At 55.1% G+C, this 24,531-nt stretch carries 23 protein-coding genes and 1 pseudogene; 10 read left to right on the plus strand and 14 right to left on the minus strand.

Translation table 11 applies throughout. From position 1 onward, the window contains the following. Nucleotides 1-12 precede the first annotated feature (12 nt). From CUN67_RS29660 to CUN67_RS29685, 6 genes are read right to left on the minus strand one after another with little or no spacing between them, the layout of a single operon-like run. The gene (locus CUN67_RS29660) at nt 13-1,215 is read right to left on the minus strand and encodes an SfnB family sulfur acquisition oxidoreductase (RefSeq protein WP_208719250.1); all 1,203 of its coding nucleotides are present in this window, start codon (nt 1,213-1,215) and stop codon (nt 13-15) included. After that, the gene (locus tag CUN67_RS29665; protein ID WP_208719252.1) at nt 1,212-2,546 is read right to left on the minus strand and encodes an LLM class flavin-dependent oxidoreductase; all 1,335 of its coding nucleotides are present in this window, start codon (nt 2,544-2,546) and stop codon (nt 1,212-1,214) included. The genes CUN67_RS29660 and CUN67_RS29665 overlap by 4 nt, the downstream gene beginning before the upstream one ends. Further along, on the minus strand, nt 2,543-3,880 hold the full coding sequence (locus CUN67_RS29670) for an LLM class flavin-dependent oxidoreductase (RefSeq protein WP_208719254.1): 1,338 nt from the start codon (nt 3,878-3,880) through the stop codon (nt 2,543-2,545). Before CUN67_RS29670 ends, CUN67_RS29665 begins: the two co-directional genes overlap by 4 nt. Nucleotides 3,881-3,893: 13 nt before the next feature. After that, entirely contained in the window at nt 3,894-5,141 is a 1,248-nt protein-coding gene (locus CUN67_RS29675) for an acyl-CoA dehydrogenase family protein (protein WP_208719256.1), read from the minus strand. Between the two features lie 15 nt (nt 5,142-5,156). After that, on the minus strand, nt 5,157-5,951 hold the full coding sequence (locus CUN67_RS29680; RefSeq protein WP_208719258.1) for a class II aldolase/adducin family protein: 795 nt from the start codon (nt 5,949-5,951) through the stop codon (nt 5,157-5,159). A gap of 16 nt (nt 5,952-5,967) precedes the next feature. After that, complete coding sequence (locus CUN67_RS29685) at nt 5,968-7,566, minus strand: ABC transporter substrate-binding protein (protein WP_208719260.1); 1,599 nt, start codon at nt 7,564-7,566, stop codon at nt 5,968-5,970. A 393-nt stretch (nt 7,567-7,959) separates the two neighbouring features. Between CUN67_RS29685 and CUN67_RS29690 the strand changes: the two genes are divergently transcribed. From CUN67_RS29690 to CUN67_RS29715, 6 genes and pseudogenes are all read left to right on the plus strand, one after another. After that, nucleotides 7,960-8,904 carry a ketopantoate reductase family protein gene (locus tag CUN67_RS29690; protein WP_208719262.1) on the plus strand — a complete coding sequence of 315 codons (945 nt, stop codon included), beginning with the start codon at nt 7,960-7,962 and terminating at the stop codon, nt 8,902-8,904. Between the two features lie 194 nt (nt 8,905-9,098). Next, complete coding sequence (locus CUN67_RS29695; protein WP_208719264.1) at nt 9,099-9,926, plus strand: ABC transporter substrate-binding protein; 828 nt, start codon at nt 9,099-9,101, stop codon at nt 9,924-9,926. A gap of 6 nt (nt 9,927-9,932) precedes the next feature. Then, nucleotides 9,933-10,748, plus strand: coding sequence for an amino acid ABC transporter ATP-binding protein (locus tag CUN67_RS29700; RefSeq protein WP_208719266.1), 816 nt, complete (start codon nt 9,933-9,935; stop codon nt 10,746-10,748). Further along, nucleotides 10,745-11,488, plus strand: a complete 744-nt coding sequence (locus CUN67_RS29705) for an amino acid ABC transporter permease (RefSeq protein WP_208719268.1) — start codon at nt 10,745-10,747, stop codon at nt 11,486-11,488. Before CUN67_RS29700 ends, CUN67_RS29705 begins: the two co-directional genes overlap by 4 nt. Beyond that, entirely contained in the window at nt 11,485-12,156 is a 672-nt protein-coding gene (locus CUN67_RS29710) for an amino acid ABC transporter permease (RefSeq protein ID WP_208719270.1), read from the plus strand. Before CUN67_RS29705 ends, CUN67_RS29710 begins: the two co-directional genes overlap by 4 nt. A gap of 23 nt (nt 12,157-12,179) precedes the next feature. Beyond that, a pseudogene (locus CUN67_RS29715) lies at nt 12,180-12,329 on the plus strand (IS3 family transposase); the annotation flags it as partial. Between the two features lie 150 nt (nt 12,330-12,479). Here the strand turns inward: CUN67_RS29715 and CUN67_RS29720 are convergent. The 5 genes from CUN67_RS29720 to CUN67_RS29740 form a co-directional block, all read right to left on the minus strand. Continuing rightward, nucleotides 12,480-12,785, minus strand: coding sequence for a type II toxin-antitoxin system RelE/ParE family toxin (locus CUN67_RS29720; protein WP_208719272.1), 306 nt, complete (start codon nt 12,783-12,785; stop codon nt 12,480-12,482). Beyond that, on the minus strand, nt 12,782-13,069 hold the full coding sequence (locus CUN67_RS29725; RefSeq protein WP_208719274.1) for a damage-inducible protein J: 288 nt from the start codon (nt 13,067-13,069) through the stop codon (nt 12,782-12,784). Before CUN67_RS29725 ends, CUN67_RS29720 begins: the two co-directional genes overlap by 4 nt. Before the next feature lie 228 nt (nt 13,070-13,297). Continuing rightward, nucleotides 13,298-14,509: an aminotransferase class I/II-fold pyridoxal phosphate-dependent enzyme gene (locus CUN67_RS29730; RefSeq protein ID WP_208719276.1), complete on the minus strand. Its 1,212-nt coding sequence runs from the start codon at nt 14,507-14,509 to the stop codon at nt 13,298-13,300. Nucleotides 14,510-14,524: 15 nt separating this feature from the next. Further along, nucleotides 14,525-15,829, minus strand: coding sequence for an LLM class flavin-dependent oxidoreductase (locus tag CUN67_RS29735; RefSeq protein ID WP_208719278.1), 1,305 nt, complete (start codon nt 15,827-15,829; stop codon nt 14,525-14,527). A 9-nt stretch (nt 15,830-15,838) separates the two neighbouring features. Next, nucleotides 15,839-16,918, minus strand: a complete 1,080-nt coding sequence (locus CUN67_RS29740; protein WP_208719280.1) for an iron-containing alcohol dehydrogenase family protein — start codon at nt 16,916-16,918, stop codon at nt 15,839-15,841. Nucleotides 16,919-17,263: 345 nt separating this feature from the next. Between CUN67_RS29740 and purB the strand changes: the two genes are divergently transcribed. The 4 genes from purB to CUN67_RS29760 are packed head-to-tail and all read left to right on the plus strand — an operon-like array spanning nt 17,264 to nt 21,696. Continuing rightward, nucleotides 17,264-18,646: an adenylosuccinate lyase gene (gene purB, locus CUN67_RS29745; protein ID WP_208719282.1), complete on the plus strand. Its 1,383-nt coding sequence runs from the start codon at nt 17,264-17,266 to the stop codon at nt 18,644-18,646. Next, the gene (locus CUN67_RS29750; protein ID WP_208719284.1) at nt 18,643-19,170 is read left to right on the plus strand and encodes a GNAT family N-acetyltransferase; all 528 of its coding nucleotides are present in this window, start codon (nt 18,643-18,645) and stop codon (nt 19,168-19,170) included. The genes purB and CUN67_RS29750 overlap by 4 nt, the downstream gene beginning before the upstream one ends. Nucleotides 19,171-19,180: 10 nt before the next feature. After that, entirely contained in the window at nt 19,181-20,344 is a 1,164-nt protein-coding gene (locus CUN67_RS29755) for an amidohydrolase (RefSeq protein WP_208719286.1), read from the plus strand. Between the two features lie 14 nt (nt 20,345-20,358). Further along, a complete protein-coding gene (locus tag CUN67_RS29760) occupies nt 20,359-21,696 on the plus strand; it encodes an MmgE/PrpD family protein (protein ID WP_208719288.1) in 1,338 nt (445 codons plus the stop codon). Here the strand turns inward: CUN67_RS29760 and CUN67_RS29765 are convergent. The 3 genes from CUN67_RS29765 to CUN67_RS29775 are packed head-to-tail and all read right to left on the minus strand — an operon-like array spanning nt 21,683 to nt 24,271. After that, nucleotides 21,683-22,444, minus strand: a complete 762-nt coding sequence (locus CUN67_RS29765; RefSeq protein WP_208719290.1) for an amino acid ABC transporter ATP-binding protein — start codon at nt 22,442-22,444, stop codon at nt 21,683-21,685. The genes CUN67_RS29760 and CUN67_RS29765 overlap by 14 nt on opposite strands. Then, a complete protein-coding gene (locus CUN67_RS29770; protein ID WP_254711465.1) occupies nt 22,437-23,378 on the minus strand; it encodes an amino acid ABC transporter permease in 942 nt (313 codons plus the stop codon). The genes CUN67_RS29765 and CUN67_RS29770 overlap by 8 nt, the downstream gene beginning before the upstream one ends. Further along, entirely contained in the window at nt 23,375-24,271 is an 897-nt protein-coding gene (locus CUN67_RS29775; RefSeq protein WP_208719291.1) for an ABC transporter substrate-binding protein, read from the minus strand. Before CUN67_RS29775 ends, CUN67_RS29770 begins: the two co-directional genes overlap by 4 nt. Nucleotides 24,272-24,531: the final 260 nt, after the last annotated feature.

Consider the following 24,531-nt stretch of genomic DNA (forward strand, 5'->3'; position numbering starts at 1 on the left):
ATCTGTCCGACCTTATATTTTGGTATTGATGGGCGGCAAAGCGCCGTTGAGATAAAAATCACCCACGGCGCGCGCCTTATAGGACACGGGGTCATGAGTGGTATGGGTGCGTGCATTGCGCCAGTGGCGGTCAAGGTTGTGGGCGGCGGTTGTCGCGGAGGCTCCGCCCAGCCGGAACAGCATCTCGCTGACCTGCAACGACGCGTTGGTCGTGGCGTATTTGGCTTCAGCAATGGCAATCGACGCTTCTGCCAGCCAGCGATCCGTAGCCCCGGTGGCGGAGAAACTACCAGGTACTGCGCGATCAAGCAGGTGTGCGCCACGTTCCAGCAGTGCCTGAGCGCCGTGGGTAATAATCGCCATTTCACCCACCGTGTGCAGGACGTAAGGATCTTCGGTTGCGGAGGACACACCGCTCTCGCGCAACACGCGTGCATGCTCACGACCATAGCGGCAACCTTCTGCCAGCGCTGCTTCGGCGATCCCGGCATCAATGGCGCTGTGGATCAACTGAGCGAACCCGCCTTCATGGGTACGACGCTGACCAAAAGCCGGGATGGGCAGAATCTCCTCATCTGCAATCGCTACATCCTCATATTCGGTTGTACCACTGGCCGTGGTGCGTTGTCCCATTCCATCCCAGTCATCACGTACGTGCACGCCGGGGCGATCGTTGGGAACAAATACCGCCGCACGTCCGCCATCAGGATGCAGCGCCGTCACTAAAATGATCGACGAATAAAGACTTCCGGTGCTGTACGCTTTTTTTCCCTGAAGACGCCAGCCCTGTGGGGTACGGTGCAGGGCGGTTTGCACATCACCGATATGATTACCGCCTTTCTCGGCGGCGGCATTGCTCATCAGGCTGCCTGACAGTACCTGGGAAAAATAGCGCTGCTGTTGTGCGTGGGAACCATACAGGCGCAGTTTCTCCAGGTTGGTAAATTGCGGCGCTATCGCCTGGGCGATATTAGGATCGCCCGCTGACAACAAGCGCAGCACCTGGCAGAAGGTGATGAAATCCAGTTCGGCACCACCGAAAGCTTTTGGTACGCGGATCGCCAACAGGCCACTACGCTTTAACTGCTCGATTTCATCAAACGGCAGCAGGCGTTGGCGATCACGGTGATTACTGCTGGCAGCGAATTGCTCGCGGAAATTCCCGGCAATCCGGATAGCCTCATCTGCGGTTAAAATGGGTATCTGCGTAGTCACGTAATATTCTCCTTCGTATAACGACTCACCGGACGCGCCAGTCCCATACGCTCGCGTAAGGTGTTTCCCTGATAAGCTGTGCGGTACACGCCACGCCGTTGCAGTTCGGGTACTACCAGCGAAACAAAATCATCTAAACCACCAGGCAGCCATCCCGGCATAATGTTAAAGCCATCGGCACCGCCTTCTTCAAACCAGCTGACCATAAAGTCCGCGATATCCGCTGGGGTGCCGATCAGCAGCGGGTGACCACGTGCGACACCGACCTGCTGATACAGCTGTCGGATGCTGAGCTGGTCGCGACGAGCAATTTTAATCAGCAACTCGGCCCTGCTGGTAAACTCTTTACCGGGTGGGAGTTCAGGTAGCGGGCCGTCAATATCGTGACCTGCCAGCGACACACCGCCGAGATGATGTTCCAGCTGTGCCAGCCCAACTTCAGGATGGAGTAATGATTGCAGTTGTTCGAATTTCTCTTCCGCTTCACTGCGACTCGGTGCAACCACCGGGAACAAACCAGGCAGAATGCGCAGGGCATCCTGGGGCCGTCCGGCTTCTTCAGCCAATCCCTTGATAAGAGAGTAAAATGCCTGGGCATCACTTAACGTCGTTTGCGCGGTGTAAATGACTTCGCCGTAGCGCGCGCCAAGGGCAATGCCTTGCGTAGACGATCCCGCCTGTACCAGCAGAGGGTGGCCCTGCGGCGGTCGTGAAACGGTGAGGGGGCCTCGCACGCGGAAAAATTCTCCCTGATGTTCAACGGTATGCAGCCGATCGGGCAGGAAATAGCGGCCTTCCTGCTGATCGGCAACGATGGCGTCATCGTCCCAGCTATCCCAGAGTGCCCGCACCAGTTCGACAAACTCGGTAGCACGCTGATAACGCAGCTCAGGCGTGGGAATGGTGGGGATGGAGAAGTTATCCGCTTCCGCCTGGCTCGATGAGGTCACGATATTCCATCCTGCACGACCATTGCTGAGATGATCCAGCGAGGCGAATTTTCGTGCCAGATGCCAGGGTTCATTGAAGGTGGTGGATGCTGTGGCGATCAAGCCAATATGGTGGGTCAATGGGCTGAGTGCCGACAGTAACGTCAGTGGTTCAAAATGCGCCTTCGGGGTCCGACCGAGTTTTTCCGCAGCGCGGTCGCGCACGGCCAGCCCATCGGCCAGAAAAAACAGGTCAAATAGCCCGCGTTCGGCGATTTCAATCAGCCTGCGGTAATGGTCGAAGCGCATTGGGGCATGCGGATCAACATCCGGATGTCGCCACCCGGCCAGATGACGGCCTGTGGTTTCCACAAATACGCCGAGGTGCAACTGGCGACTCATCCTTGCACCTCACGTTCGGGATTCGCCAGGCCAAGATGGTCACGCAGCGTGGTGCCTTGATAGTCAGTGCGAAACAACCCGCGCCGTTGCAACACTGGCACGACCTGGTCAATAAACTCTTCCAGCCCCCCCGGCAGCCACGGGGCCATAATATTGAAGCCATCTGCCGCCCCGGCAGTGAACCACTCTTCCAGCACATCGGCAATCTCTTCGGCGCTGCCAAACACGGCCCAGTGACCGCGTGTCCCGGTGACGTGCCAGTAAAGCTGGCGAATGGTCAGATTCTCTTCACGGGCAAATTTCAGCAGCAGAGCCTGGCGGCTCTGATTGCCCTGGGTTAACGGCAGTTCAGGGACCGGGTCATCCGGGGAATAACCCGAGAGATCAAAACCGCCCAGATGGCGCGCCAGCACTGGCCAACCGATTTCCGGGCTGACCAGTGCCTGCAAACGTTCGAACTTTTCCCGGGCATGGGCTGCGTTATCCCCAACCACGGGAAAAATACCGGGCATAATTTTCAGGCTATCGGGCTGGCGTCCCCATTGTTCCAGCTGATCTTTGACAGTGCGATAGAAATGCTGTGCATCTGCCAGATTGCGCTGGGCAGTGAAAATCACCTCAGCATGACGGGCGGCAAGGGATTGCCCATCTGCCGACGAGCCAGCCTGCACCAGCACGGGCCAGCCCTGCGGAGCACGGGCGATAGTCAGTGGACCTCGAACCTGGAAGAATTCGCCCTGATGATCGAGAATATGCAAACGCTGTGGGTCAAAGAATTTTCCCTGCTGACGATCGTCCAGTAAGGCATCGGCGTCCCAGGTGTCCCACAGGCCTTTCACGACCTCGACAAACTCCTGGGCGCGACGATAACGCAGGCCATGATCCATCACTTCTGCCCGGTTGAAATTACGCGCTTCACCCCCCGTCCAGCTGGTGACGATATTCCAGCCTGCGCGACCTTTACTGATGTGATCCAGTGAGGAAAACTTACGTGCCACGTTATACGGTTCGTTGTAGCTGGTGGACGCGGTGGCGATCAAGCCAATGCGTTGTGTCGCGGTAGCCAGTGCGGACAGTAACGTCAGGGGTTCAAAGTTAACGGTGCGCGAGGTTCTGCCCAGCGTCTCATCTTCTTCATACTGAAACGTCATCTGGTCACCGAGAAACACCATGTCAAACTTCGCGGCTTCTGCGCGGCGTGCCAGATGATGGAAATGATCAAAGTTCATTCCGGCACCCACCGGTGCCTCAGGGTGACGCCACGCGGCAATATGATGACCTGCATCCTGCAAAAAAGCGCCCAGATGCATCTGGGCAGGGCGTGAGCTGCTCATATTATGTTTCCGGTTAGTCATACATGGTGATGGGAGGAGGAGTCTGGTCGAGATAAAAGCGGCCTACCACCCGATAACGATGGTTGATTGGGTCGTGTGTCGTATGGGTGCGTGCATTACGCCAGTGACGATCAAAGTTGTTATTGCGAAGTGTGGCGGAGGAACCACCGACATCGTAAATCAGCTCTCCCGCGCGCAGCGCAGCGCTGTTACAGATGATTTTGGCTTCTGCTGTGGCAATTGAGGCCTCAATCAATGCCGCTTCCAGTGCCGGACCTTCCACCTGGGCATACCAGGCACGGGTGGCCTCATCGACTTTCCCCGCTGCACGCAACAGAATGGCTTCCGCTGCGTGCGCATGAGCGGCGATGTTGCCGATGATATGTTGCACATACCAGTCATCGGTGGAGCGCTCCACACCCGAGTCTGGACGTGGGCGGGCACCTCGATGCGCCCAGGCAATCGCATCCTGCAATACCGCAAAGGTGATGCCGACCTCAATGGTGGAATGCAGCATTTGGGTGGCGGCTGGCTGGTAATTACGCCGCTTGTTTAACGCGCTGCTGTAGAACATCACTTCATCCGGGCTGACCAGCACATCGTTAAACTCGGTGGTTCCACTGGCGGTGAGGCGTTGCCCCATACCGTCCCAGTCGTCATGCTGAACAATCCCCTCACGCTGACGCGGGATGAGCGCTGAGACGGTATTACCATCGTCATCTTTGGCCGTGACGCGCAGGCGATCAGCCATCAGGCCGCCGGTACTGTAAAATTTTTTGCCACGCAGCCGCAGCCCCTGGTCTGTGGCTATCAGCCGGGTGGTCATGTCGGTGACAAACTTGCCGCCTAACTCACCCGTGGCACCGCTGATGATGTCGCCGTGACGCAAGCCATGAAAATAGCGATTTTGTTGTTGCTCATCTCCATTCAGGCGCAGGCGTTCTACCGAGGTGAAGTGGGGGATCAGTGCCTGGGCGATATTAGGATCACCTTCTGCCAGGGCGATCATCACTCTGGCAAGATCGCGCCACGCCAGCTCCGGCCCTTGCCATTTCTGTGGCACACGTGCAGCGGTAATGCCCGCTTTACGCACCCATTCCATCTCCTCATGCGGCAAAATACGCTGTAAATCACGTTCCGATGCTCCGGCAGCCAGCGCGGGAGTCAGAGACTTTGCGGCAGCCACCACCGTGCTGGCTGAAGTGTCGCGTGTCACCACGGCAAAATCAAAATGGCCGTTGTGTTCGTTAATGGTCGTCATCTTATCTCCGGTGGGTTAGTCGCGATACGTGACGCCGTCACGATCAAGCAGACGTTTAAGGGCGTTGAAATGCAGGGCATGGCCCGGCAAATAGCGGCTGGTAGCGGCATCATGCAACGGCGTGCGCGTAATCTGATGGCGCACCTTTTCGCGCAGTGCGGGTGTCAGCTCGCGCAATGGCTCTCCGGTCCAGCGGGCGTAAAGCTGAACCTGGCAGGCATATTCGAGGGCATACAGCCGGTCCCACGCCTCAGCAGCATCTTCACCGGTCACAACCACGCCGTGATTAGCCATAAACAAAATCGATTTCAGTTGCAGTAAATCCGCCAGCCGTTCACCTTCCAACGGATCGCGCGCCAGCGCCTGGTAGTCATTGTCATAGGCGATATCGTCACTGAGCAGAGCCTCAGCCTGACCGGTAATTAATAGCCGCTGATCCGCCAGGCGTGCGATAGCACTGGCGTAGGGCATGTGGGTGTGAAATACCGCAGCATGCTTTGGCGAAAAAGCATGAATCGGCGCATGGATACAGTAAGCCGAACGTTGGATCTGCCCACCTCCGGCCAGCAACTGGCCGTCATACCCCACTTTGAGAAACACGCTGGCGGTGGCCTCAGTCCAGTGCAGGCCAAACGGCAGCAGCAAAAAAGCCTGTTCATCAGGGACGGCGAGCGTCAGATGGTTATAGATCCCCTGGCTAAATCCATTGCGATGCGAAAAATGGTGTGCGGCGGCAAGGTCAATACGCGCCTGCCATTCAGCATCGCTTACACTGTTGCGGGATACGGGTTCAAGCGCTAAGTCAGACATAGGGTTCTCCTGTGGATTAAGGCGCAAGCCAGGCGTTGCGGAAGCCGGAATGTGCCCCCGCTGGCGAGAAATCAATCCCATGCAGCTTGCGGTTATAGGCGGTGAAGAAGGGGGCTTGCATGATGGGAATCAACGGCAGGTCGGTCATCGCCAGACGCTGGAACTCATGGAATTCTTCAATGCGTTTTTGTGGGTCCACTTCGCGCTGATAGCGGTGAATGATGTCATCCATCTGCGGGTTGCTATAGGCAAAGGCATTGGCGTAAGGCACACCCGCCTGTTGAGCGCTGGAGTCATAAACGCGTGTCAGACCCATTTGCGGATCGAGCATGATGCCCCACCCCTGGAAAACCACATCAAAATCATAATCGGTGTAAATCCGACGGGTGAAAGTCGCGTTATCCAGTGGGATATACTTAAGGGTGATGCCAAGTTTACTTAACGACTGCCGCAGGAATTCGCCAACCAGAAGCGCCTGGCTGGACGCTGGATCACTGTACAGGCGCAGGGTAAAGCGCGATCCGTCGGCACCTTTTTTGAAACCGGCTTCGTCCAGCAACTGGTTGCCTTTGGCAATGTCGTAGTCGTAATGAGGGATGTCGTTAGTAAAATAACGAGTCAGTGAAGAGGGAATAACGCTGTATTCCGGTTTGCTCTGCCCGTACCAGACGGTATCAATCAGGCGCTGACGATCGATAGCATGGGCAAACGCCTGGCGAACTTTCTGCTGTGCCAGATATTTATTGCGCAGGTTGAAGGCAAGAAAATAGGTTTGAGCCGCGTAAGAATAACCACGTGAGTCAAAAGCCAGCTGAGGATTTTGCTTCAGGCGACTGATATCCGCAAACGGGATACCGGCAAAAGGAACGTACTGCACTTCGCCAGATTCCAGAGCCGCGCTGCGTGCCGAAGCATCGGGGATAAAACGATAGATAATACGATCGAGATAGGGTTTCCCTTTGTCCCAGTAATCCGGGTTACGCACCAGTTCCACATATTGGCCGCGCACCCACTTACTGAATTTAAACGGGCCAGTGCCGATGGGGGCTGCGCTGGCGGGGTTGGTACGGATATCCTTACCCGCAAAAATATGTGCCGGTAAGACCTGTGATTCCGCACCGTCAAATGCATTCAGAATGACCTGTGAAGGTGCGCTGAGACGGAATATTGCTGTCCAGTCATCCGGGGTTTCAACATCAGTGAGGGTGGCAAAGGTGGAACGACCACGCGAATGCACTTTCTTCCACACCTCCAGCGCAGAATAACGCACATCTTTCGAGGTAAATGGTTGACCGTCATGCCATTTTACATCGTGACGTAATTTAAATGTGATCGATTTGCCATCCGGTGACACTGTCCATGATTCAGCCAGGTTAGGGTGGGGTTGATAATTATCATCATAGGTCAGCAGACCATCAAAAATATTGGCGGAGATGGTACGGTTGGCATATTGGTTATTAAAGGTGGCGGTTAAAGTACTGGGTTCAGGATCGATGGCGACAATCAATGTGCCACCCCTGACCGGTGTGGGAGCACTGTCCGCAGCCGATGTTGTGCCCGTGGTGGCCCCCAGCAGAAGCAGCGAGGCAATGACTAATTTATACAACCGCGACATAGGCGGAATGCTCCTTATACGATGAAGTGATAATCAGGTGAGTTTTTTATTTATTGACTTTTCGATTAACCAATCTAACGAAGATGAAATAAGTGAGATAAATAACAATATCGGCATTGTAAATCCGCATTCGCTATTTAGAGTAATGACAATCAGGCCGGCTTCTTATTTTTCTGAGGGAATTGTTAGTGATTTTTATAAGTGGGTGTTGAATATACTTTAATAGCGAAGGAGACGCGTTTTATATTCTGTGGTTAGGATTTATCCCACCAGCTTTGTTAATGATAAGTTTCATATTGCGTATTAAGAGTTAAGTTATCTGGTTAAATCATTTTTCCCTTCTCCCAATGATATCTACCCTCGCGTTCAACGATCATCAATTGGGCGGGAAATATGGCACGCATCGCGATTTACGGGGCCGGGGCTGTGGGCAGTGTGATGGCAGCAAAGCTGGCACGGGCAGGGCATCAGGTGAGCGTCATTGCCAGAGGTGCTCACCTGGAAGCGATGCGACGTAATGGACTGGAATATATCGCGGACAATACAAGCGATAACGTCAGGGTGACGGCCAGCGAATATGCGAAGGACTTCGGTGTGCAGGATGTCGTTATCTGTACGTTAAAATCTCATGCTATTGCCGGGGCAGCTCAGGCGATGAGTTTGTTGCTGGGGCCAGATACGCCGGTGATATTCGCGCAAAATGGATTGCCGTGGTGGTATTTCAAGGGGCAGAACGCCCCGGGTCTGGATACGCATGGCGTGATCGCCCGCCATATTGGTGTCAGGCGCACTTTGGGTTGCATCATTCATTGCCCGAGTCAGGTGATTGCTCCTGGTGTGGTGAAACAGGAAGGGAATTCAGCGCGTTATTATCTCGGTGAACCTGAAGGCGGGTTCAGTGAACGCCTGCTGAGGCTGGAACAAAGCCTGGCACCGGCATTGCCGGTTATTGCTGTTGCGGATATCCGTTACGAGGTGTGGCGTAAACTGCGCATAAATGTCGCCAGTTCATTGCTCACTACGCTGACTATGTCGCTTCCTGCCGATGTGATGAAAAGCGCGACGCTGCGTCAGCTGTTCCGGCAACTCCTGATGGAAACAGGGATGATAGCTGCGGCCCATAACGTAACGTTGCCAGAGGACGTGAGTGACATTATCCAGAGCTTTTCTCACAGCAGGCACGCGCCATCGATGCTACAGGATCTGCTGACAGGGAGGACGCCAGAGGTGGAAGGGCAACTTATAGCTGTCCAGCAGCTGGCGCGAGTGACAGAGGTGGCAACACCGATGCTGGATATATTACTGGCATTGCTTCTGCAGCGACTGGAATCTTTCTGAGCGGCTGCCAGAGGCGGTGTGGTCAAATGTTTCATTAATTTTTGGCACCGCGATATCAGTGACGCATTGGTATTTGCTGAATCTGAAGGATTATTCATTTCAGATATTTCATAAGTTTTTTTTATTCTTTGTTTCCCCTGCAAGGATGTGGGAGCGTAACAGGCACACACACGCACTGATTTTAAAGGATTTTCATGAGAAACCAAAAAGCAACACATAAGAAAAAAATATTAACAACTGTGTTCCTGACCACGCTGTTAGTTTCCGCTGCCGCCAGTGCCGATCAGTTAGCGGATATCAAAGCTGCCGGAGAAATCAAGGTCGCAACCTTCGATGCAAACCCACCGTTCGGTTCCATTGACGCCAAAAGTCATGAACTGGTGGGCTACGATGTGGACTTCGCTAAAGCTCTCGCCAACTCGCTGGGCGTGAAACTGAAACTGGTCGCCACCAATCCGGCAAACCGCATCCCGCTGTTGCAATCTGGCAAGGCTGATTTGATTGTCGCCGATATCACCATTACCCCGGAACGCGCCCAGGTTATCGATTTCTCCATCCCCTATTTTGTGACCGGCCAGCAGTTCCTTGTTCCGGCAAAATCACCTGACCAACTGGATAAATACAGCCACGCGAGAATTGGTGCGGTGAAGGGCACGACTGGTGAACAGGCGTTGCATCAACGTTATCCGCAGGCCAGAGTCCTTGCCTATGACGATATTCCGCTGGCGCTGACGGCGTTACGCAACGGTAATGTTCAGGCGATTACTCAGGACAGCACCATTCTCGCCGGGCTGCTGGCGGCGGCACCGGACAAGGCCAATTTCAAAGTACTGCCGACTCTGCTGAGTAAAGAAGAAATCGGCGTGGGTGTGAAGAAAGACCAGCCCGCATTGTTGAAAGCCGTCAATGATGAGTTGCTGGCGCTGGAGAAAAATGGTCAGGCAGCGCAGATCTATAACACCTGGTTTGGTCCGGGTACGCCAGCACCTTCACCCCGTAACTTCAGGATTGAAGCGAAGTAAACGTCTATGTTCCTTATGAAAGCTGTATCCGCGGCCCTGGCTGCGGATTTTTCACATCTGCAGAAAGCCAGTGTCACCTTTCGCCGTGCCGGTAAACGTTACGGCGACCGCCAGGTACTGAGTGGTGTGGATTTGCATATTGAGTCGGGCGAAGTGGTGGCGATCATCGGGCCTTCCGGCTCGGGTAAATCGACGCTGATTCGTCTGATTAACCAACTGGAAAATCTTAGCGAGGGTGAAATTTTTGTCGATAACCGTCCCACGGCAGGCTTGTCGGGCGCAGGTTTACGCCAGTTACGCAGTCGAATCGGCTTCGTCTTCCAGCAATTTAATTTGTACGCGCATCTGACTGCATTACACAACATCAGCGTGCCACTCCACGTGGTGCATGGCTGGAAAAAAGCGGCGGCACAACAGCGGGCCCACGAGTTGCTGGCCCATGTCGGACTGGCCGATAAAGCATCGCATCTTCCGTCCCAGTTATCGGGTGGTCAGCAACAGCGTGTGGCGATTGCCCGTGCACTGGCATCGTCACCGCAAATCATTCTGTTTGATGAGCCAACATCCGCGTTGGACCCGGAGATGATTGGCGAAGTGTTGCAGGTCATGAAATCACTGGCACAGAGTGGCATTACCATGATTGTGGTGACGCACGAGATGCAATTTGCACGCGAGATTGCTGATCGGGTGGTGTTTATTGATGGCGGGGAGATCCTCGAAGTGGCATCCCCGGCGCATTTTTTCCGCCAGCCGACCCATCCGCGGGCCCAGCGCTTTTTGAAAAAAGTGTTAGATCCCCTGCATCAGGATTTTTTCTCATGAAGCTGCATTTCGACTGGCAAGGGGTACTCAGCGGGCAGCCATTACAGTGGATCCTGAATGGTTATGTGACCACCTTGTGGGTCAGTGTCATCGGCGCATTACTGGCAACGGCACTGGCCGTGCTGTTGCTGTTTCTGCGTCTCAGCGGTCATGCGCTGGCGGTACGTGGCGTGGCGTTGTGGGTTTCCCTGTTCCGCAATACCCCGATTCTGGTCCAGTTCCTGTTCTGGTATTTTTCCGCCTGGAATCTGTTGCCGCGCTTGTGGCGCGACTGGATCAATGCCGACCATCCCGGCGCCTTGTTAGCGGGTGACGTCAGTTGGCTGACGCCTGAGTTTCTGTGCTCAGCGTGGGGGTTAGGTGCCTTCATCTCCGCCTTTCTGGTCGAGGAGATCAGTGCCGGTTTAAGTGCCGTACCGGACGGACAGCGCGAAGCGGCGGTCAGTCAGGGATTTTCAGCAGCAATGGCGCTGCGCTGCATATTGTTGCCGCAGGGGTTGGTGAATGCCTGGCAGCCGATAACCGGTCAATACCTGAATTTGATGAAACTCTCGTCGCTCGCCAGCGGGATCGGTTTTGCTGAACTGACCTATCAGGTACGTCAGGTTGACAGTTATAACGCACATGCGCTTGAAGCCTTCGCGGTGGGAACGGTGTTGTATCTGGTCACCGGTGTGCTGCTGGGGTTTGCCCTCGGATGGCTGGGACCTGGACGTCGTCTTATGGGAGATGAACGATGAATGGCGGCTTACAGGTTATCCTCGATAACCTGGGGTATTTACTGTGGGGGAACCTCGCCAACGGTGAACCCGGCGGGGTACTACTGACCTTGCTGATGGCTATCGGTGCCGCGCTGCTGGCATTCCCGGGCGGTATGGCGCTGGCGTGCCTCGCATGGCGATTCCGTGGGGCGATACGCTCAATGTTGTTTCTGTGGGCTGAGCTTATTCGCGGCATCCCGCTGATCTTTGTGATCTTCTGGCTTTGGTATTTGCTGCCCGCGCTGACCGGTAGCGATATGCCGGGCGCACTGACCGTGACCCTGGCGCTGGCCTGGTTCACGGCTGCCTCGGTGATGCATAGCACGTTAGCTGGATTGCAGGCGTTACCTTCGGGTCAACACCAGGCGGCGCAGAGCCAGGGATTCTCAGACAGGCAACTGTTGTGGCATATCCTGTTACCGCAGACGCTGCGCAATATCAAACCCTCTCTGGCAGGCATCGGCATTAACCTGATTAAAGATACTTCGCTGGCCTTTATCCTCAACGTGCCTGAACTGACGACACTGGCAGGTCAGGTCAACAATCGGGTGCAGGTTTATCCTGCAGCGTTGTTTGTGTTTACCGGGCTGGTTTACTACCTGTTATGTACCGGGCTGGCGCATCTGGTACAACGGCGCAGAGTCTGATGAAGAGAGTGCTCTGTGTCTGTTATGGCAGAAACTGGGCGAGCACAACGCTGGAAGATTTTATGTGCTTCCTGGACAGGTACATACGCTGGTATAACGAGAGTCGAATCAAAATATCATTAGGTGCAATGAGTCCGGTGAAGTACCGGCAGCATCAGGGGATCACAACATAACAGTCCAGGAAAATATCCGCATCTCCGAGGCGGACTTCTCAATTTAGCCATTACATAAAAGTACGGGTAATGTATCTTATGTTAAATTAAATATCCTGATGCGCACCCGGAACGCACTTCTCCTGTAGCAACTTTCTTCCAGTTCATCACTCAACTACGGCTGTATTGCCCGGCTATTTTTCGGGATGTATGAAGGACCCGTAGAATGCTCACTTTGTTCCCGTCAGCCACATATACAACGATGAAGGGAAAATGTGGTATTACAAGCTTTCTATGTTTTAGAGTTCGCCCGACCTGCACTCCCGCCATAGGGTTTTCCTTAAGTATATCCACCATCGTTGCGAGCCTGTCATCAGCAGCAATGGCGACCAAAGCGCCAGCTTCTTTGTTTAGGTAGAGAAAAATGTCTTCTCTGTCAGTCAGCGCCCGTCTTTCCCAGACTATATTCGTGGTCACAATTTCCCCTGAGCAGCCCGCTGTCGTAGATCATCCATGCGTTTTGTCACTTCATCATTGTTAAGGTATTCGCCTTCACCGGAGTCATGGCGATTGAACGCGTGAGCTATCTGTTGCTCCAGCCAGTGCTCATGATCGCTGTTTTGAAAACGGAGTTCTTCTGCTGCCAGTTCTTCTGCCCGCTGACGCATGAGTTCAGTAAGGCTCATTTGTTGGCGCTCCGCAGCAAGCATGGCCAAACGTTTCGTTTCTTCATCTATCCGAAAATGAATAGTGCTGCTCATGATGTTGTCTCTTGTGGTGTCATTTGTGTTGTCATTATGAGGGTAAATCGTCTTAGTGTCATCCCTACACACGAAACTAATTACTCAGGAAAACTACTGATTGCACTTGTTATGTTAAATACGCTATCCGCACAGACCCCGGACCGCACCCACCCGTAGCGGCGCGATTTATCGCGCGGGAGACGTGACATTCCCACTGATGCTTTAGCGCATCAGCGGGATTAGAAATCATTGTGCTGGGCTCAGTCTTGCACACGCAGCAGCAATGCGCCGCCCAGCCTCTTTCACTGTGTCATTATCGGTGGCAATGGATAAGCGGAAATACGGCGAGAGCCCATAGGCACTGCCCCCCACGGCAGACACACCGTTTTCCAGCAGATAATCCAGCACATCGGCTTCGCTTTTCAGTTGACTGCCCCCCGGCCGGTAACGGCCAATCAACCCGCTACAGCGACAGAAAACGAAAAATCCGCCCTGTGGCAACGTCAGTTCCAGGCCATCAATGCCGGATAAGATCCCGATGATATCGTCACGCCGCTGCTGATACGCCGCTACCTGTGGCGCGAGGAAATCCAGGCCGCCGTTGTACGCCGCCAGCGCTGCCGCCTGGCTCACCGAACTGGCACCGGAACTGATTTGCGATTGCACCACGGTCATGGCAGTGATCAGCGCTTTGGGCCCGGCACCGAAACCAATGCGCCAGCCGGTCATGGCGTAGGTTTTAGACACGCCGCCGACCAGCAAACTGCGCGCCTGAAAATCGTCCGCCACGTTCAGCAAATTACGGCGTTCACGGCCATCAAACAGAATGTGTTCGTACAAGTCATCGAGCATGACCAGCACGTGCGGATGCTCGCGCAGCACATCGGCCAGCGCCTGTAATTCTTGCGCTGAATACACCGCACCGCTCGGATTTCCCGGATGATTGAGCACCAGCCAGCGCGTGCGCGCCGTGATGCTCGCCGCCAGTTGCTCGGGCAAAAGCTTATAACCCTGCTCCAGATGACATTCCACCAACACCGGCGTGCCGCCATTAAAGCGCACGCTGTCCGGGAACGTCGGCCAGTACGGCACCGGCACAATCACTTCATCACCGTCGTTTAATGTCGCTGCAAACGCGTTGAAAATGATCTGCTTCGCGCCGTTGGCAATAATCAGGTTATCGATGCCAAACTCCAGCTGGTTTTCCTGCCGCAATTTGCGCTGCACCGCCTCGCGCAGCGCCCGTATTCCGGGCGTTGGCGTGTATTTGGTTTCACCGCGCGCAATAGCCTCGTACGTTGCCTGTTTGATGTGCTCCGGCGTATCAAAGTCCGGTTCACCGGTGGTGAGATCCAGAATATCTACGCCGGCCTTTTTCAGATCATTAGTACGCTGCTTTGCCGCCGCATTGGCAGAAAGCGAAACGCGTTGCACGCGCTGTGACAGCGAAATCGTCATACCGTTATCCTTATATCAGAGCGCGGGCAAACCCAGGTTTTCGCGCAATGTGCTGAATTCATACTCTTCGCGAAACAACCCGCGACGGCGTAATTCCGGGATCACCAGCTCGACGAACAGCGAAAGCTGTTCTGGCATGATGGCAGGCATAATATTGAAACCGTCCGCGCCGCCCTGCTCCAGCCAGTGCTGGAAATCATCGGCGATGTCTTCCGCTGTTCCCACCAGTACGCGGTGTCCGCGCGATCCGGCGGCAATCGCAGCCAGTTCACGCAGGGTCAGATTTTCACGGTAGGCCAGATCAGTGAGCAGTTTCACTCGGCTCTGATTGCCTTCACCGGCAGGCACATCCGGCACCGGACCGTCGAGCGGGAACTGGCTAAGATCCATGTTAAAGCGGGTCGAAAGCTGACGGATACCGTTATCGATATCCACCAGCGAATTGAGTTCACGCCACGTTTCACGCGCTTCTTCCCGCGTGCGGCCAACAATCGGCATCACGCCGGGCAGGATCAGCACATGATCCGGATGTCGCCCCGCGTCTTTTACCTGCTGTTTCTGCGAACGGTAAAATGTCTGCGCGTCTTCCAGCGTCGCGGCGGCGGTAAACACGACTTCGGCGGTAGCGGCAGCCAGCTTCTGGCCGTCCGCGGAAGAACCGGCCTCGATAATCACCGGACGTCCCTGCGGTGAACGCGTAATATTCAGCGGCCCCTGCACCTGGAAGTATTTCCCGCGATGATCGATAGGCTGAATTTTTTCATTCACGAAATACTGGCCACTGGCTTTGTCCGGCTCCACCGCTCCTTCCTGCCAGCCTTCCCACAGCTTGAACGCCACATCGAGAAACTCGTGTGCCACCGCATAACGTTCGGCGTGCATCGGCATATCTTCACGGCTGAAATTGCGCGCCACGTCGGTGGAAAACGACGTCACTACGTTCCACGCCGCACGACCATGGCTGATGTGATCCAGTGACGAAAAGCTGCGTGCCAGATTAAACGGGTCGGTAAAGGTGGTGGATGCGGTTGCCGCCAGCCCGATATGACGGGTCTGCACTGCCAGCGCCGCCAGCAATGTCAGCGGTTCGAGGCGCGCCATGGTGGAAGGCAGACGGTAAACGCTGGTCGCCAGCGCGTCTCCGATGAAGAACATGTCGAACTTGCCTTCTTCGGCTTTTTTAGCGATCCACGTCAGCCATTCGACGTCCGTTGGCGAACCGAGTTTTTCGGTTAAACGCCAGCCGCTGACGTGATGCCCGAGCGGTTGCACAAACAGGCCGAGGCGCAGCTTCCTGGTGTTTTCTGAAGAAGAAGTCATGAGATGTTCCTAAGAATAGTGTTGATTTTCTGTCGCCCGCAGGGCTTTTTCGATATGTTCGGCGGTCATGGAAAACGGCAGCCGAGCCGCGTTTTCGGCAGAGAACTTCACTTCACAGGCAATCGCCGAAAGGATTTCATCACGGTTGCCCTTGAGTTCCGGTAATACCAGCGGCGCGTCGTACTGCCGCAGCAGCGCCAGCAGTTGCGGATCCGGTTCGCCGCTGTCGCTTTCCATCAGTGACTGCACCAGCAGGCCGAAACCGACTTTTTCGCCGTGCAGCCAGTCGTGCAGCTCAGGCTGATGGGTAAAACGGTTATGAATGGCATGCGCCACGCCTGGGGCCGGGGTTTCATCGCGCATGCTGTTTGCCATGCCCGCTGCTGCGATATTGGCGTCGATCACTTTGATCAGTGCCGGAGTGACTTCGTGGCGGGCGTTATCGAGCACGGCCTGCGCACCGTATTTATCAAAGGTTTCGACTGCCAGTTTTGCGGCCTGAATCTTCAGGTTCAGCGCCAGGCTGTCATCGTTTTTTTGTTTATACGGACGGAATTCGTACCACTTCGCCAGCGCGTCCACGATACCCGCTTTCAGGTAACGCACATCGTTTTGCGCAATCACTTCGCTGTCGACCAGCACCATCAGCGGCATACGCGATAACGGCTGGCTGCGGACATGCCCGCCGTGCGCGTTATAAATAATGCTGACCGGCGACCAGGCGGCGCAGGTTGCGGCCACCGTCGGCAGCGTCACCAGCACAATATCGCCGATCAGATTCGCGATGGCTTTGGCGCAGTCCAGCACGCGCCCACCGCCGATACCCAGCACCAGCGTTGCATTTTGCGCGCGCACGGCGGTGAGATGCGTTTCAATCGCGGCATCGGTGCATTCAGTGGTCAGGAAATTCACCTGCCAGCGGATCCCCGCGTCACGCAGGCTGTTTTCCAGCTGAGGATTCACCGCCTGCCACGCTTTCGGGCTGGTGATAATGGCAATTTCGGTGGCGTGAACGGCAAGAAGTTCGCCGACGCGGGCGCGCAGTCCCGGCTGATGGTGATAGGTTTGCGGTGATTTTATAGCGAACACGATGATGCCCTATTCTCTGGTCAGTAATTGAATAAACTGCCTGCCCGTAATAAACAGGAATTCGGATATTGGATATATTAAGTCGTTATATAAACATCGTACGTGAATTGGAAAAATAAACAACGTTCTGATTGCGCATCCTTATTCACTAATTCGCAATAGGATAGATGAATTTTATCTATAGCATCAAAACCCCTTGCATCCTGTGTTGGATCAAAGAAATCATAGCGCTATAAAGGGTTAATTTAATGAACAAAAACCGGAATATCTGACGACAGCAATATCCTGATATTTACTATTGATTTTCCGACTCATTAATTAATCCTCCAAAAAACAGAGATTATTATGGCCTCACATCCGATAGATTTTCTTTTACTTGGTAATAATTTTGGCACACCGGAAATGCGGGAAATCTGGTCAGAAAGAAATCGGCTGACGCAGCAAATAAATGTCGAAGTGGCGCTGGCATTAGCCGAAGGCGAACTCGGCGTGATCCCGCAACAAGCGGCACTGTCTATTGCGGAACTGGCCGACGCCAGTTTGCTGAACATTGACGATATCGCCGCGTCCGGCGCGCAGATGAAACATTCCCTGATGCCGGTGCTGACAGCGTTGCAAAAACAGTGCGGCGAGGCCGGAGAATACATTCATTACGGCGCTACCACGCAGGATATCGTAGATACCGCAACGGTTTTGCAGCTCGCCCAGACCATGAAAGTGATCATACGTGACAGCACCGCACTGGCGAATGTGCTGAAAAATCTGGCGGGCGAACATCAGCACACTCTGATGGCCGGCCGCACCCACGGCATGCAGGCGCTGCCGACCACGTTCGGCTTTAAAGTCGCCGTCTGGCTGGATGAATTCATCCGCCACCTTGACCGCCTTCAGGCCATTACGCCACGTCTGCTGACTGGCAATCTTAGCGGCGCGATCAGCACCTATGCCGCGCTCGGTGAAGCGGGCCCGGAAATCGAACGCCGCACGCTGACTCGCCTTAACCTGAATACGCCCAATATCGGCTGGCAGGCGGCGCGCGACCGTTTCTCGGAATACGCCAGTACGGCGGTACTCATCAGCGGCACGCTGGGCAAAATCGGCAACGAACTTTACAACCTGATGCGCACCGAAATTAATGAAGTCGAAGAACCGTTCAGCACGGGGAAAATCGGCTCGACCACCATGCCGCATAAACGTAATCCAGCCGCCATCGAAGGTTTAGCCAGCCTGACCGCCCCGCTTTTACACAGCGCATCGCTGATTTATCAGTCCATGCACGTCGAGCATGAGCGCGATGCCATGAGCTGGCGAGCAGAGTGGATCGCCCTGCCGGAAATCTCGATTTATCTTTCCGCCCAGTTGCAAAACGCCCATGCCATTTTGTCCGGCCTGACGGTCAATAAAGCCCGCATGCTGGCGAATTTGCAGATGCAGGACGGCCTGCTGCTGTCGGAAAAAGTGATGTTTGAAGTGGGTAAAAAACTCGGCAAACAGACGGCGCATCACCTGGTTTACGAGTGCGCTATGCAGGCATTCGAGAACCGTCAATCTTTTAAATCCGTACTTTTAGCACACCCGGTTCTGGCCGCCAGCATCCCGGAAGAAGATCTGGATCACTGGCTGGATCCGGCAAATTACATCGGCTGTGCGCCGCAAAAAGTGGATGACGTTATCCGCTTCGCTGAACAGTCCGGTCATTTATCATCCCCGGAGAAACCTGCGCTATGACCCCACATTTCCGGCGACTGAATTCAGACGACAAGCACGAATATCTGTCGTTGATGCTGGCCGCATACGCCCCGATTAAAGCCCTCGGCATTCACTTTGACGCTGCCACTGCCGATCTGGCGCGGGTGACAAAACATCTTGATGAACATGCGGTATTTGCCCTGTTTGACGGCCAGCGCATGGTGGCGTCGGTCACTTTACGTTTTCCGTGGGGCACGCTGCCGGGGCCGATGGGTCTGCCGCATATCGGCTGGTTCGGGACGCACCCGGAATACAAAGGCCAGCATCTTGGTAAACGGCTGCTGGAATGGCTGGAAGACCACATTCTTATCGGCGAACTCAAAGCGCCGGCGTATTCGCTCGGCACCGCCACCAGCCATCCGTGGCTGCGCGAAATGTACATCAAACTGGGCTTTCAGCCTGCCTTCGAAAGGGACCTCGGCAAAGGCCATATCACGCTGTATCTGAAAAAGATCCTCAACGAAGAACGCCATGCCGAATGGCTGGCGCGTCAGCCCGCTTAAGGAGTTTTACATGTTGAATACCGGTCAGGAACATCAGGCGCTGGCGAAATTCATTGAGGATTTTCGCCATAACATGCACCGCTTCCCTGAGCTTTCCAACCAGGAATTTGAGACCACGGCGCGCATTAAAGCCGTGCTGGAAAGTCATCAGATTCGCATCCTGAATTTACCGCTGAAAACCGGTCTGGTGGCCGAGATTGGCGGCCAAAAAGCCGGTAAGCTCGTGGTATTACGTTCCGATATCGACGCCCTGCCCATAGAGGAAAAATCGGGCGTGGCATACACCTCGGAAAACCCCGGCGTGATGCACGCATGCGGCCATGATTTCCATACGTCGGCGGCGCTCGGCGCGGCGATTCTGCTCAAAGAGCGCGAGGAAACGCTTTCCGGCACCGTGCGCATTTTATTTCAGGCGGCGGAAGAAACCGGCCACGGCGCACCGGCGCTGATTGAAACCGGCGCACTCGATAACGCCGCCGTGATTTTTGGCATTCACAACGACCCGACGTTGCCAGTCGGCATTATCGGCAGCAAAGATGGCGCACTCACTGCTGGCGTCGACCGTTTTGCCATCACCATTGCAGGCACAGGCAGCCACGCCGCCCGCCCGCATGAAGGCAACGACCCTATCATTATTGCCGGGCAAATCATCGGCGCATTGCAGACGCTGATTGCGCGCAACGTGCCGTCTGATCACAACGCGGTGGTCTCCATCACGCAGGTGCACAGCGGCAGTACGTGGAACGTGATCCCCGATTCTGCCTGGCTCGAAGGCACGGTGCGCTCGTTTAATCAGGACACCCGCGAGCTTATCGAACGCCGTTTCCGTCAGGTACTCAAAGGCATCGCCGACGCCTTTGATACGCAAATCGCACTCGACTGGCAGCCTGGCCCGCCGTCGGTGGTGAATACTGCCGAATGGGTGGATTTCTCACTGGCGCAGGCCGCAGGCTCCGGCTTTGAAGCACGTCGCGTGGAGGCCAGTCCGATCGGTGAAGACTTTGCGTTCTATCAGCAAAAGCTGCCCGGCGCATTCCTGATGATTGGTTCCGGCGGCCCGTTCGCGTTGCATCATCCGGAATTTCGCGTCGATGACCGCGCGCTGTTCCCGACCGCGCATTATCTCGCGCAGCTGGCCGTCAACGCCCTTGAACACCTCAGCCCGCAGGCCTGAAACAGGAAAAAAACATGTCACTGACTTCTTCGCTGGCAAAGCTTATCGTCAGCGCGCGTCCCTCCGCCGAAGCGCGTGAAAAGGCCCGCGAAGGGCTGCTGGATTTTCTGGCTGTTGCGCTGCCCGTGGTGCGCGGCGAAGCCGGAGATTCCGGGCTGGAAAGTTTGCAGCAGGTTTACCGTGCGAACGATGCACAGACGCGCGCCGTGCTGCTCGGTTACGCCGGTCATGCGTTGGATTTCGATGATTTCCACCCGGATTTTCGCGGTCATCCCGGCGTGGTGATTTTGCCTGCGCTGCTGGCGCTGGCCGCTGAGCGCCCCGATATCAGCGGCGAACAGTTTCTCAATGCGTGGGTTACGGGCGTGGAAACCGCCGGTCGCCTCGGGCTGGCCGCCGGTGCGCAGCATTACAAACTCGGTTTCCACAATACCGCCACGCTCGGCACGATTGCCGCGGCCGCAGCCTGTGCATGGCTGGTCAGCGCCAGCGAACAGGAAACGGCCATTATTCTGGGGACTGCGGCAACGCAGGCAGCCGGTTTACGCGCGCAGTTTGGCAGCGCGGTTAAACCGCTGCACGCCGGACTGGCAGCGCAGATTGCCGTTACATCCACCCTGCTGACGTTGGCCGGTTTTCACGGTCAGGCAGAAAACGTGCTGAACAGCTTTCTCGCCGCGTACTGCGCGGGTCAGCAACAGCCGGAAAAACTCACCGAAAGCTGGGGCACGCCGTGGCGCATTGTTTCGCCGGGACTGGAATGTAAACCCTATCCGACCTGTGGCGGCACGCACAGCGCCGCAGATGCCGCGCGGGCGATCCGTCACGACTGGCTGCAACAGGGCCATTCAATAAACGACCTGAAAAATGCGATAGAACGGATTGAAGTGTCTTTCCCGCCGGGCGGCGATATTGCAGCGTCAGTGCGCGTGCCGTTGAACGGTATAGAGGCGCGGTTCAGCCTGGAATATGTGATTGCCGCCAGCCTGTCGCGCGATGCCCTGCTGATACAGGATTTCTCAGAAAACCCGCCAGATGCTGAGATCGCCGCGCTGGCCGCCAAAGTCACGCGCAATCCGGACCACAGCGCCCCGCCGGATGAGCTAAACCCTGCCGCGCGTTTTCATCAGGTCACGCTGTTTTTACGTAACGGCGAAACGCGGCAAAAACGCTTTACCCGTCGGCAAAGTCTGGCGATTGCATTTGATTTACCGGGGAAATTGCGTGCTTGTTTGCCAAATATGACGGACGCGCAGCGGGCAAATATTGTGGCACTGAGCAGGCTGGAAAGCCGCGACAGTTTGCCGCAGCTGTGTGATTTACTCTTTGGCGCAGATGCTACAAAACGGTAGACAGGAAATTGCGGACACGGACGTTCTCCGCTTCATCCAGCACAGTTTTCACCGGCCCCGACGCCACGATTTTTCCGCCTTCCATAAAGATAACGTTATCGGCCACCTCACGCGCGAAGCCAATTTCGTGCGTCACAATCACCATGGTGATCCCCGAATGCGCGAGTTTCTTGATGACCTGCAACACTTCGCCCACCAGTTCGGGGTCCAGCGCCGACGTCGGTTCATCAAACAGCATCACTTCAGGATCCATCGCCAAGGCACGGGCAATCGCCACGCGCTGCTGCTGTCCGCCGGAAAGCTGCTGTGGCCAGTCATCTTCGCGGCTGGCTAACCCCACCTGCTGCAACAGCGCGCGGGCTTTGGTCAGCACCTGCTGGCGGCTTTGTTTCTTCACGCGCAGCGGTGCATCGGTAATGTTTTGCAGCACCGTGCGGTGCGGAAAAAGATTAAATTGCTGAAACACCATGCCGGTGCGGCTGCGTTGTGCGGCGATTTTCCCGCTGCTCAGTTCATACAGCGCGTTGCCTTTTTGCCGATAGCCGACCAGCTCGCCACCGATACGAATGGTGCCGCCATCGAGTTTTTCCAGATGATTAATGCAGCGCAGTAACGTGGATTTCCCGGAACCAGACGGACCGAGGATCACCGTCACCGAACCGGCCGGAATATCCAGGCTGATTTCGTCGAGAATGATGTTTCCTGAAAAACGTTTGGTGACTTTGCGGAATTCAATCGCCTCACCCATGGCTGGTTTCTCCTGCATTCAAACCGGTACGACTGACCGTACGTGGCTTCTCGTCATGGGGTTTGGATTTGCGCTTCACCTTGCGGACACTGCTGCGGCTGAAATGACGCTCGATGTAATACTGAATCACCGCAAGCAGCGACGTCAGCGCCAGATACCACAGCGTCGCGACCAACAATAACGGGATCACTTCATAGGTGCGCTGATAAATAATCTGTGCGGAAAACAGCACGTCCTGCAGTGAAATCACCGACACCACCGCGGTGGTTTTCAACTGACCGATCACTTCATTTCCGGCAGGCGGCAAAATCGCCCGCATCGCCTGTGGCAACACGGTGTGGCGGAATATGGATGCAGGCCGGTAACCGAGCGCACGCGCGGCTTCAATCTGGCCAGTACCCACGCTCTGAATTCCGGCGCGGATAATCTCTGCAGCATAGGCCGACTGATGCATCACCAGCGCAATGACGGCGGCACTGAACGGGCTGATCAACGAGTTGGCCGACGCACTCCAGATTTCCCCTACCCACGGCAGTGAAAACGAAATGGTCGGATACAGCGCGGCAATGTTGTACCAGAGAAACAGCTGAACCAGCATCGGTACGCCGCGGAAAAACCAGGTATAACCCCAGCTCACGGCGACCAGCACTGGATTAGACGACAACCGCATCAGCGCCAGCACAGTGCCACCGGCAAAGCCAAAAACCACCGAAATGGCGGTCAGTTGCAACGTCATCAAAACACCCTGCAAAATCGACGGGCCGGTGAAGTTTTCTGCAATGACCGACCATTCGAAACGCGGGTTATTGAGCATGGAATGGGCGGCGGCGCCAAGCACCAGAACAACGATCAGGGCGCTTATCCAGCGCCCGATGTATTTCTTACCAACGATCCGCAGTTCTTCCGGCTGCTGACCGTCTATTTCAGTACTCATCCGAAAATCTCTTCATTACGTTTGGATTCTTTCACTGCGCCAAAGCCAATCGACCATTTATCGAGGATCTTCTGGTAAGTCCCGTCTTTAATCAGCGAGTTAAGCGATGCCTGAACGGCCTCTTCAAGCGCGGATTGTTTCGGGAATGCCACAGACACCGGCGCGTCATCCACATGAATGGTGCCGGACAGCGCCAGCGGTTTCACCTGGCTGACCTGATACGTCAGACCTTCATACGGGCCAAAGAACATCGGCACGCGGCCACTGACCACGGCCTGAACGCCCGAAGGACGGTCCGGGAATACGGCGATTTTGATCGGCTGTTTGCCTGCATCCGTACATGTCTTGCTGGCGGCTTCCAGACGCCCGATTTGTGTCGTCCCCGCACCGGCGCCGATTTCCTGCCCGCAAACGGCATCAAATGACGTAAACGGCGCGATATTCGCGTCTTTACGGGAAATCACGCCAAGGCGTGACGCATCGTAATAACTGACAAAATCGACCTGCTCAAGACGTTTTTTGGTGGCGTTAATATTGGAAAGCGCCACGTCATAGCGGCCTGATTTTAGCCCCGGAATAATGTTGTCGAAACCGCCGGTATCCTGCCAACGCACTTCCACGCCCAGACGCGCAGCAACGGCGTTCATTACGTCAATTTCACGCCCTGCGAGGGTTTTGTTGTCTTCCTGGAAAAACGTGGTCGGGGGCGTATTTGGGTTGGTACCCGCAACAATATATCCGCGTTTGGCAATATCCGCGGGCAGTTTACTTTTCAGCGATTCGTCAGCTGACACATGGAAAGTGGTAGAAGAGGGAACAATTTGTTCAGCTGCCCAGGCTGTAGATAAATTCCCGGCAATCAACAGCGGGAGCAATAATCTGGATAATGTCATGACGGTACCTTTTTTCCTGGTGTAATACCTGTGAAAAACCACATGTGTAATGCGGTAAAAGCGACAAGGTCATTACTTTTCATATCTGAATTAACGCCCGACCTGCCGATAGAAGTGATTTTGCGGGTATATACCTTTTGGTGACAAATGAGAAAAATAGATAAGGATTTCACTAATATTGCAAAGGCCTTAGACTGAAACTGAAAAAGGCTTTATTGAATAAACCCGGAAAAAGAACGCCAGGTAGCATGAAAATACGA

The sequence above is a fragment of the Pantoea cypripedii genome (assembly GCF_011395035.1).
Classification (GTDB): domain Bacteria; phylum Pseudomonadota; class Gammaproteobacteria; order Enterobacterales; family Enterobacteriaceae; genus Pantoea; species Pantoea cypripedii_A.

Coding starts and splice junctions, on each gene's coding strand:
- CUN67_RS29765 (WP_208719290.1), bottom strand. CDS start 22,444: ATGGGTGAGGCGATTGAATTCCGCAAAGTCACCAAACGTTTTTCAGGA.
- CUN67_RS29705 (WP_208719268.1), top strand. CDS start 10,745: ATGAAGCTGCATTTCGACTGGCAAGGGGTACTCAGCGGGCAGCCATTA.
- CUN67_RS29750 (WP_208719284.1), top strand. CDS start 18,643: ATGACCCCACATTTCCGGCGACTGAATTCAGACGACAAGCACGAATAT.
- CUN67_RS29760 (WP_208719288.1), top strand. CDS start 20,359: ATGTCACTGACTTCTTCGCTGGCAAAGCTTATCGTCAGCGCGCGTCCC.
- CUN67_RS29700 (WP_208719266.1), top strand. CDS start 9,933: ATGTTCCTTATGAAAGCTGTATCCGCGGCCCTGGCTGCGGATTTTTCA.
- purB (WP_208719282.1), top strand. CDS start 17,264: ATGGCCTCACATCCGATAGATTTTCTTTTACTTGGTAATAATTTTGGC.
- CUN67_RS29775 (WP_208719291.1), bottom strand. CDS start 24,271: ATGACATTATCCAGATTATTGCTCCCGCTGTTGATTGCCGGGAATTTA.
- CUN67_RS29690 (WP_208719262.1), top strand. CDS start 7,960: ATGGCACGCATCGCGATTTACGGGGCCGGGGCTGTGGGCAGTGTGATG.
- CUN67_RS29755 (WP_208719286.1), top strand. CDS start 19,181: ATGTTGAATACCGGTCAGGAACATCAGGCGCTGGCGAAATTCATTGAG.
- CUN67_RS29680 (WP_208719258.1), bottom strand. CDS start 5,951: ATGTCTGACTTAGCGCTTGAACCCGTATCCCGCAACAGTGTAAGCGAT.
- CUN67_RS29710 (WP_208719270.1), top strand. CDS start 11,485: ATGAATGGCGGCTTACAGGTTATCCTCGATAACCTGGGGTATTTACTG.
- CUN67_RS29725 (WP_208719274.1), bottom strand. CDS start 13,069: ATGAGCAGCACTATTCATTTTCGGATAGATGAAGAAACGAAACGTTTG.
- CUN67_RS29685 (WP_208719260.1), bottom strand. CDS start 7,566: ATGTCGCGGTTGTATAAATTAGTCATTGCCTCGCTGCTTCTGCTGGGG.
- CUN67_RS29730 (WP_208719276.1), bottom strand. CDS start 14,509: ATGACGATTTCGCTGTCACAGCGCGTGCAACGCGTTTCGCTTTCTGCC.
- CUN67_RS29665 (WP_208719252.1), bottom strand. CDS start 2,546: ATGAGTCGCCAGTTGCACCTCGGCGTATTTGTGGAAACCACAGGCCGT.
- CUN67_RS29675 (WP_208719256.1), bottom strand. CDS start 5,141: ATGACGACCATTAACGAACACAACGGCCATTTTGATTTTGCCGTGGTG.
- CUN67_RS29670 (WP_208719254.1), bottom strand. CDS start 3,880: ATGAGCAGCTCACGCCCTGCCCAGATGCATCTGGGCGCTTTTTTGCAG.
- CUN67_RS29735 (WP_208719278.1), bottom strand. CDS start 15,829: ATGACTTCTTCTTCAGAAAACACCAGGAAGCTGCGCCTCGGCCTGTTT.
- CUN67_RS29695 (WP_208719264.1), top strand. CDS start 9,099: ATGAGAAACCAAAAAGCAACACATAAGAAAAAAATATTAACAACTGTG.
- CUN67_RS29770 (WP_254711465.1), bottom strand. CDS start 23,378: ATGAGTACTGAAATAGACGGTCAGCAGCCGGAAGAACTGCGGATCGTT.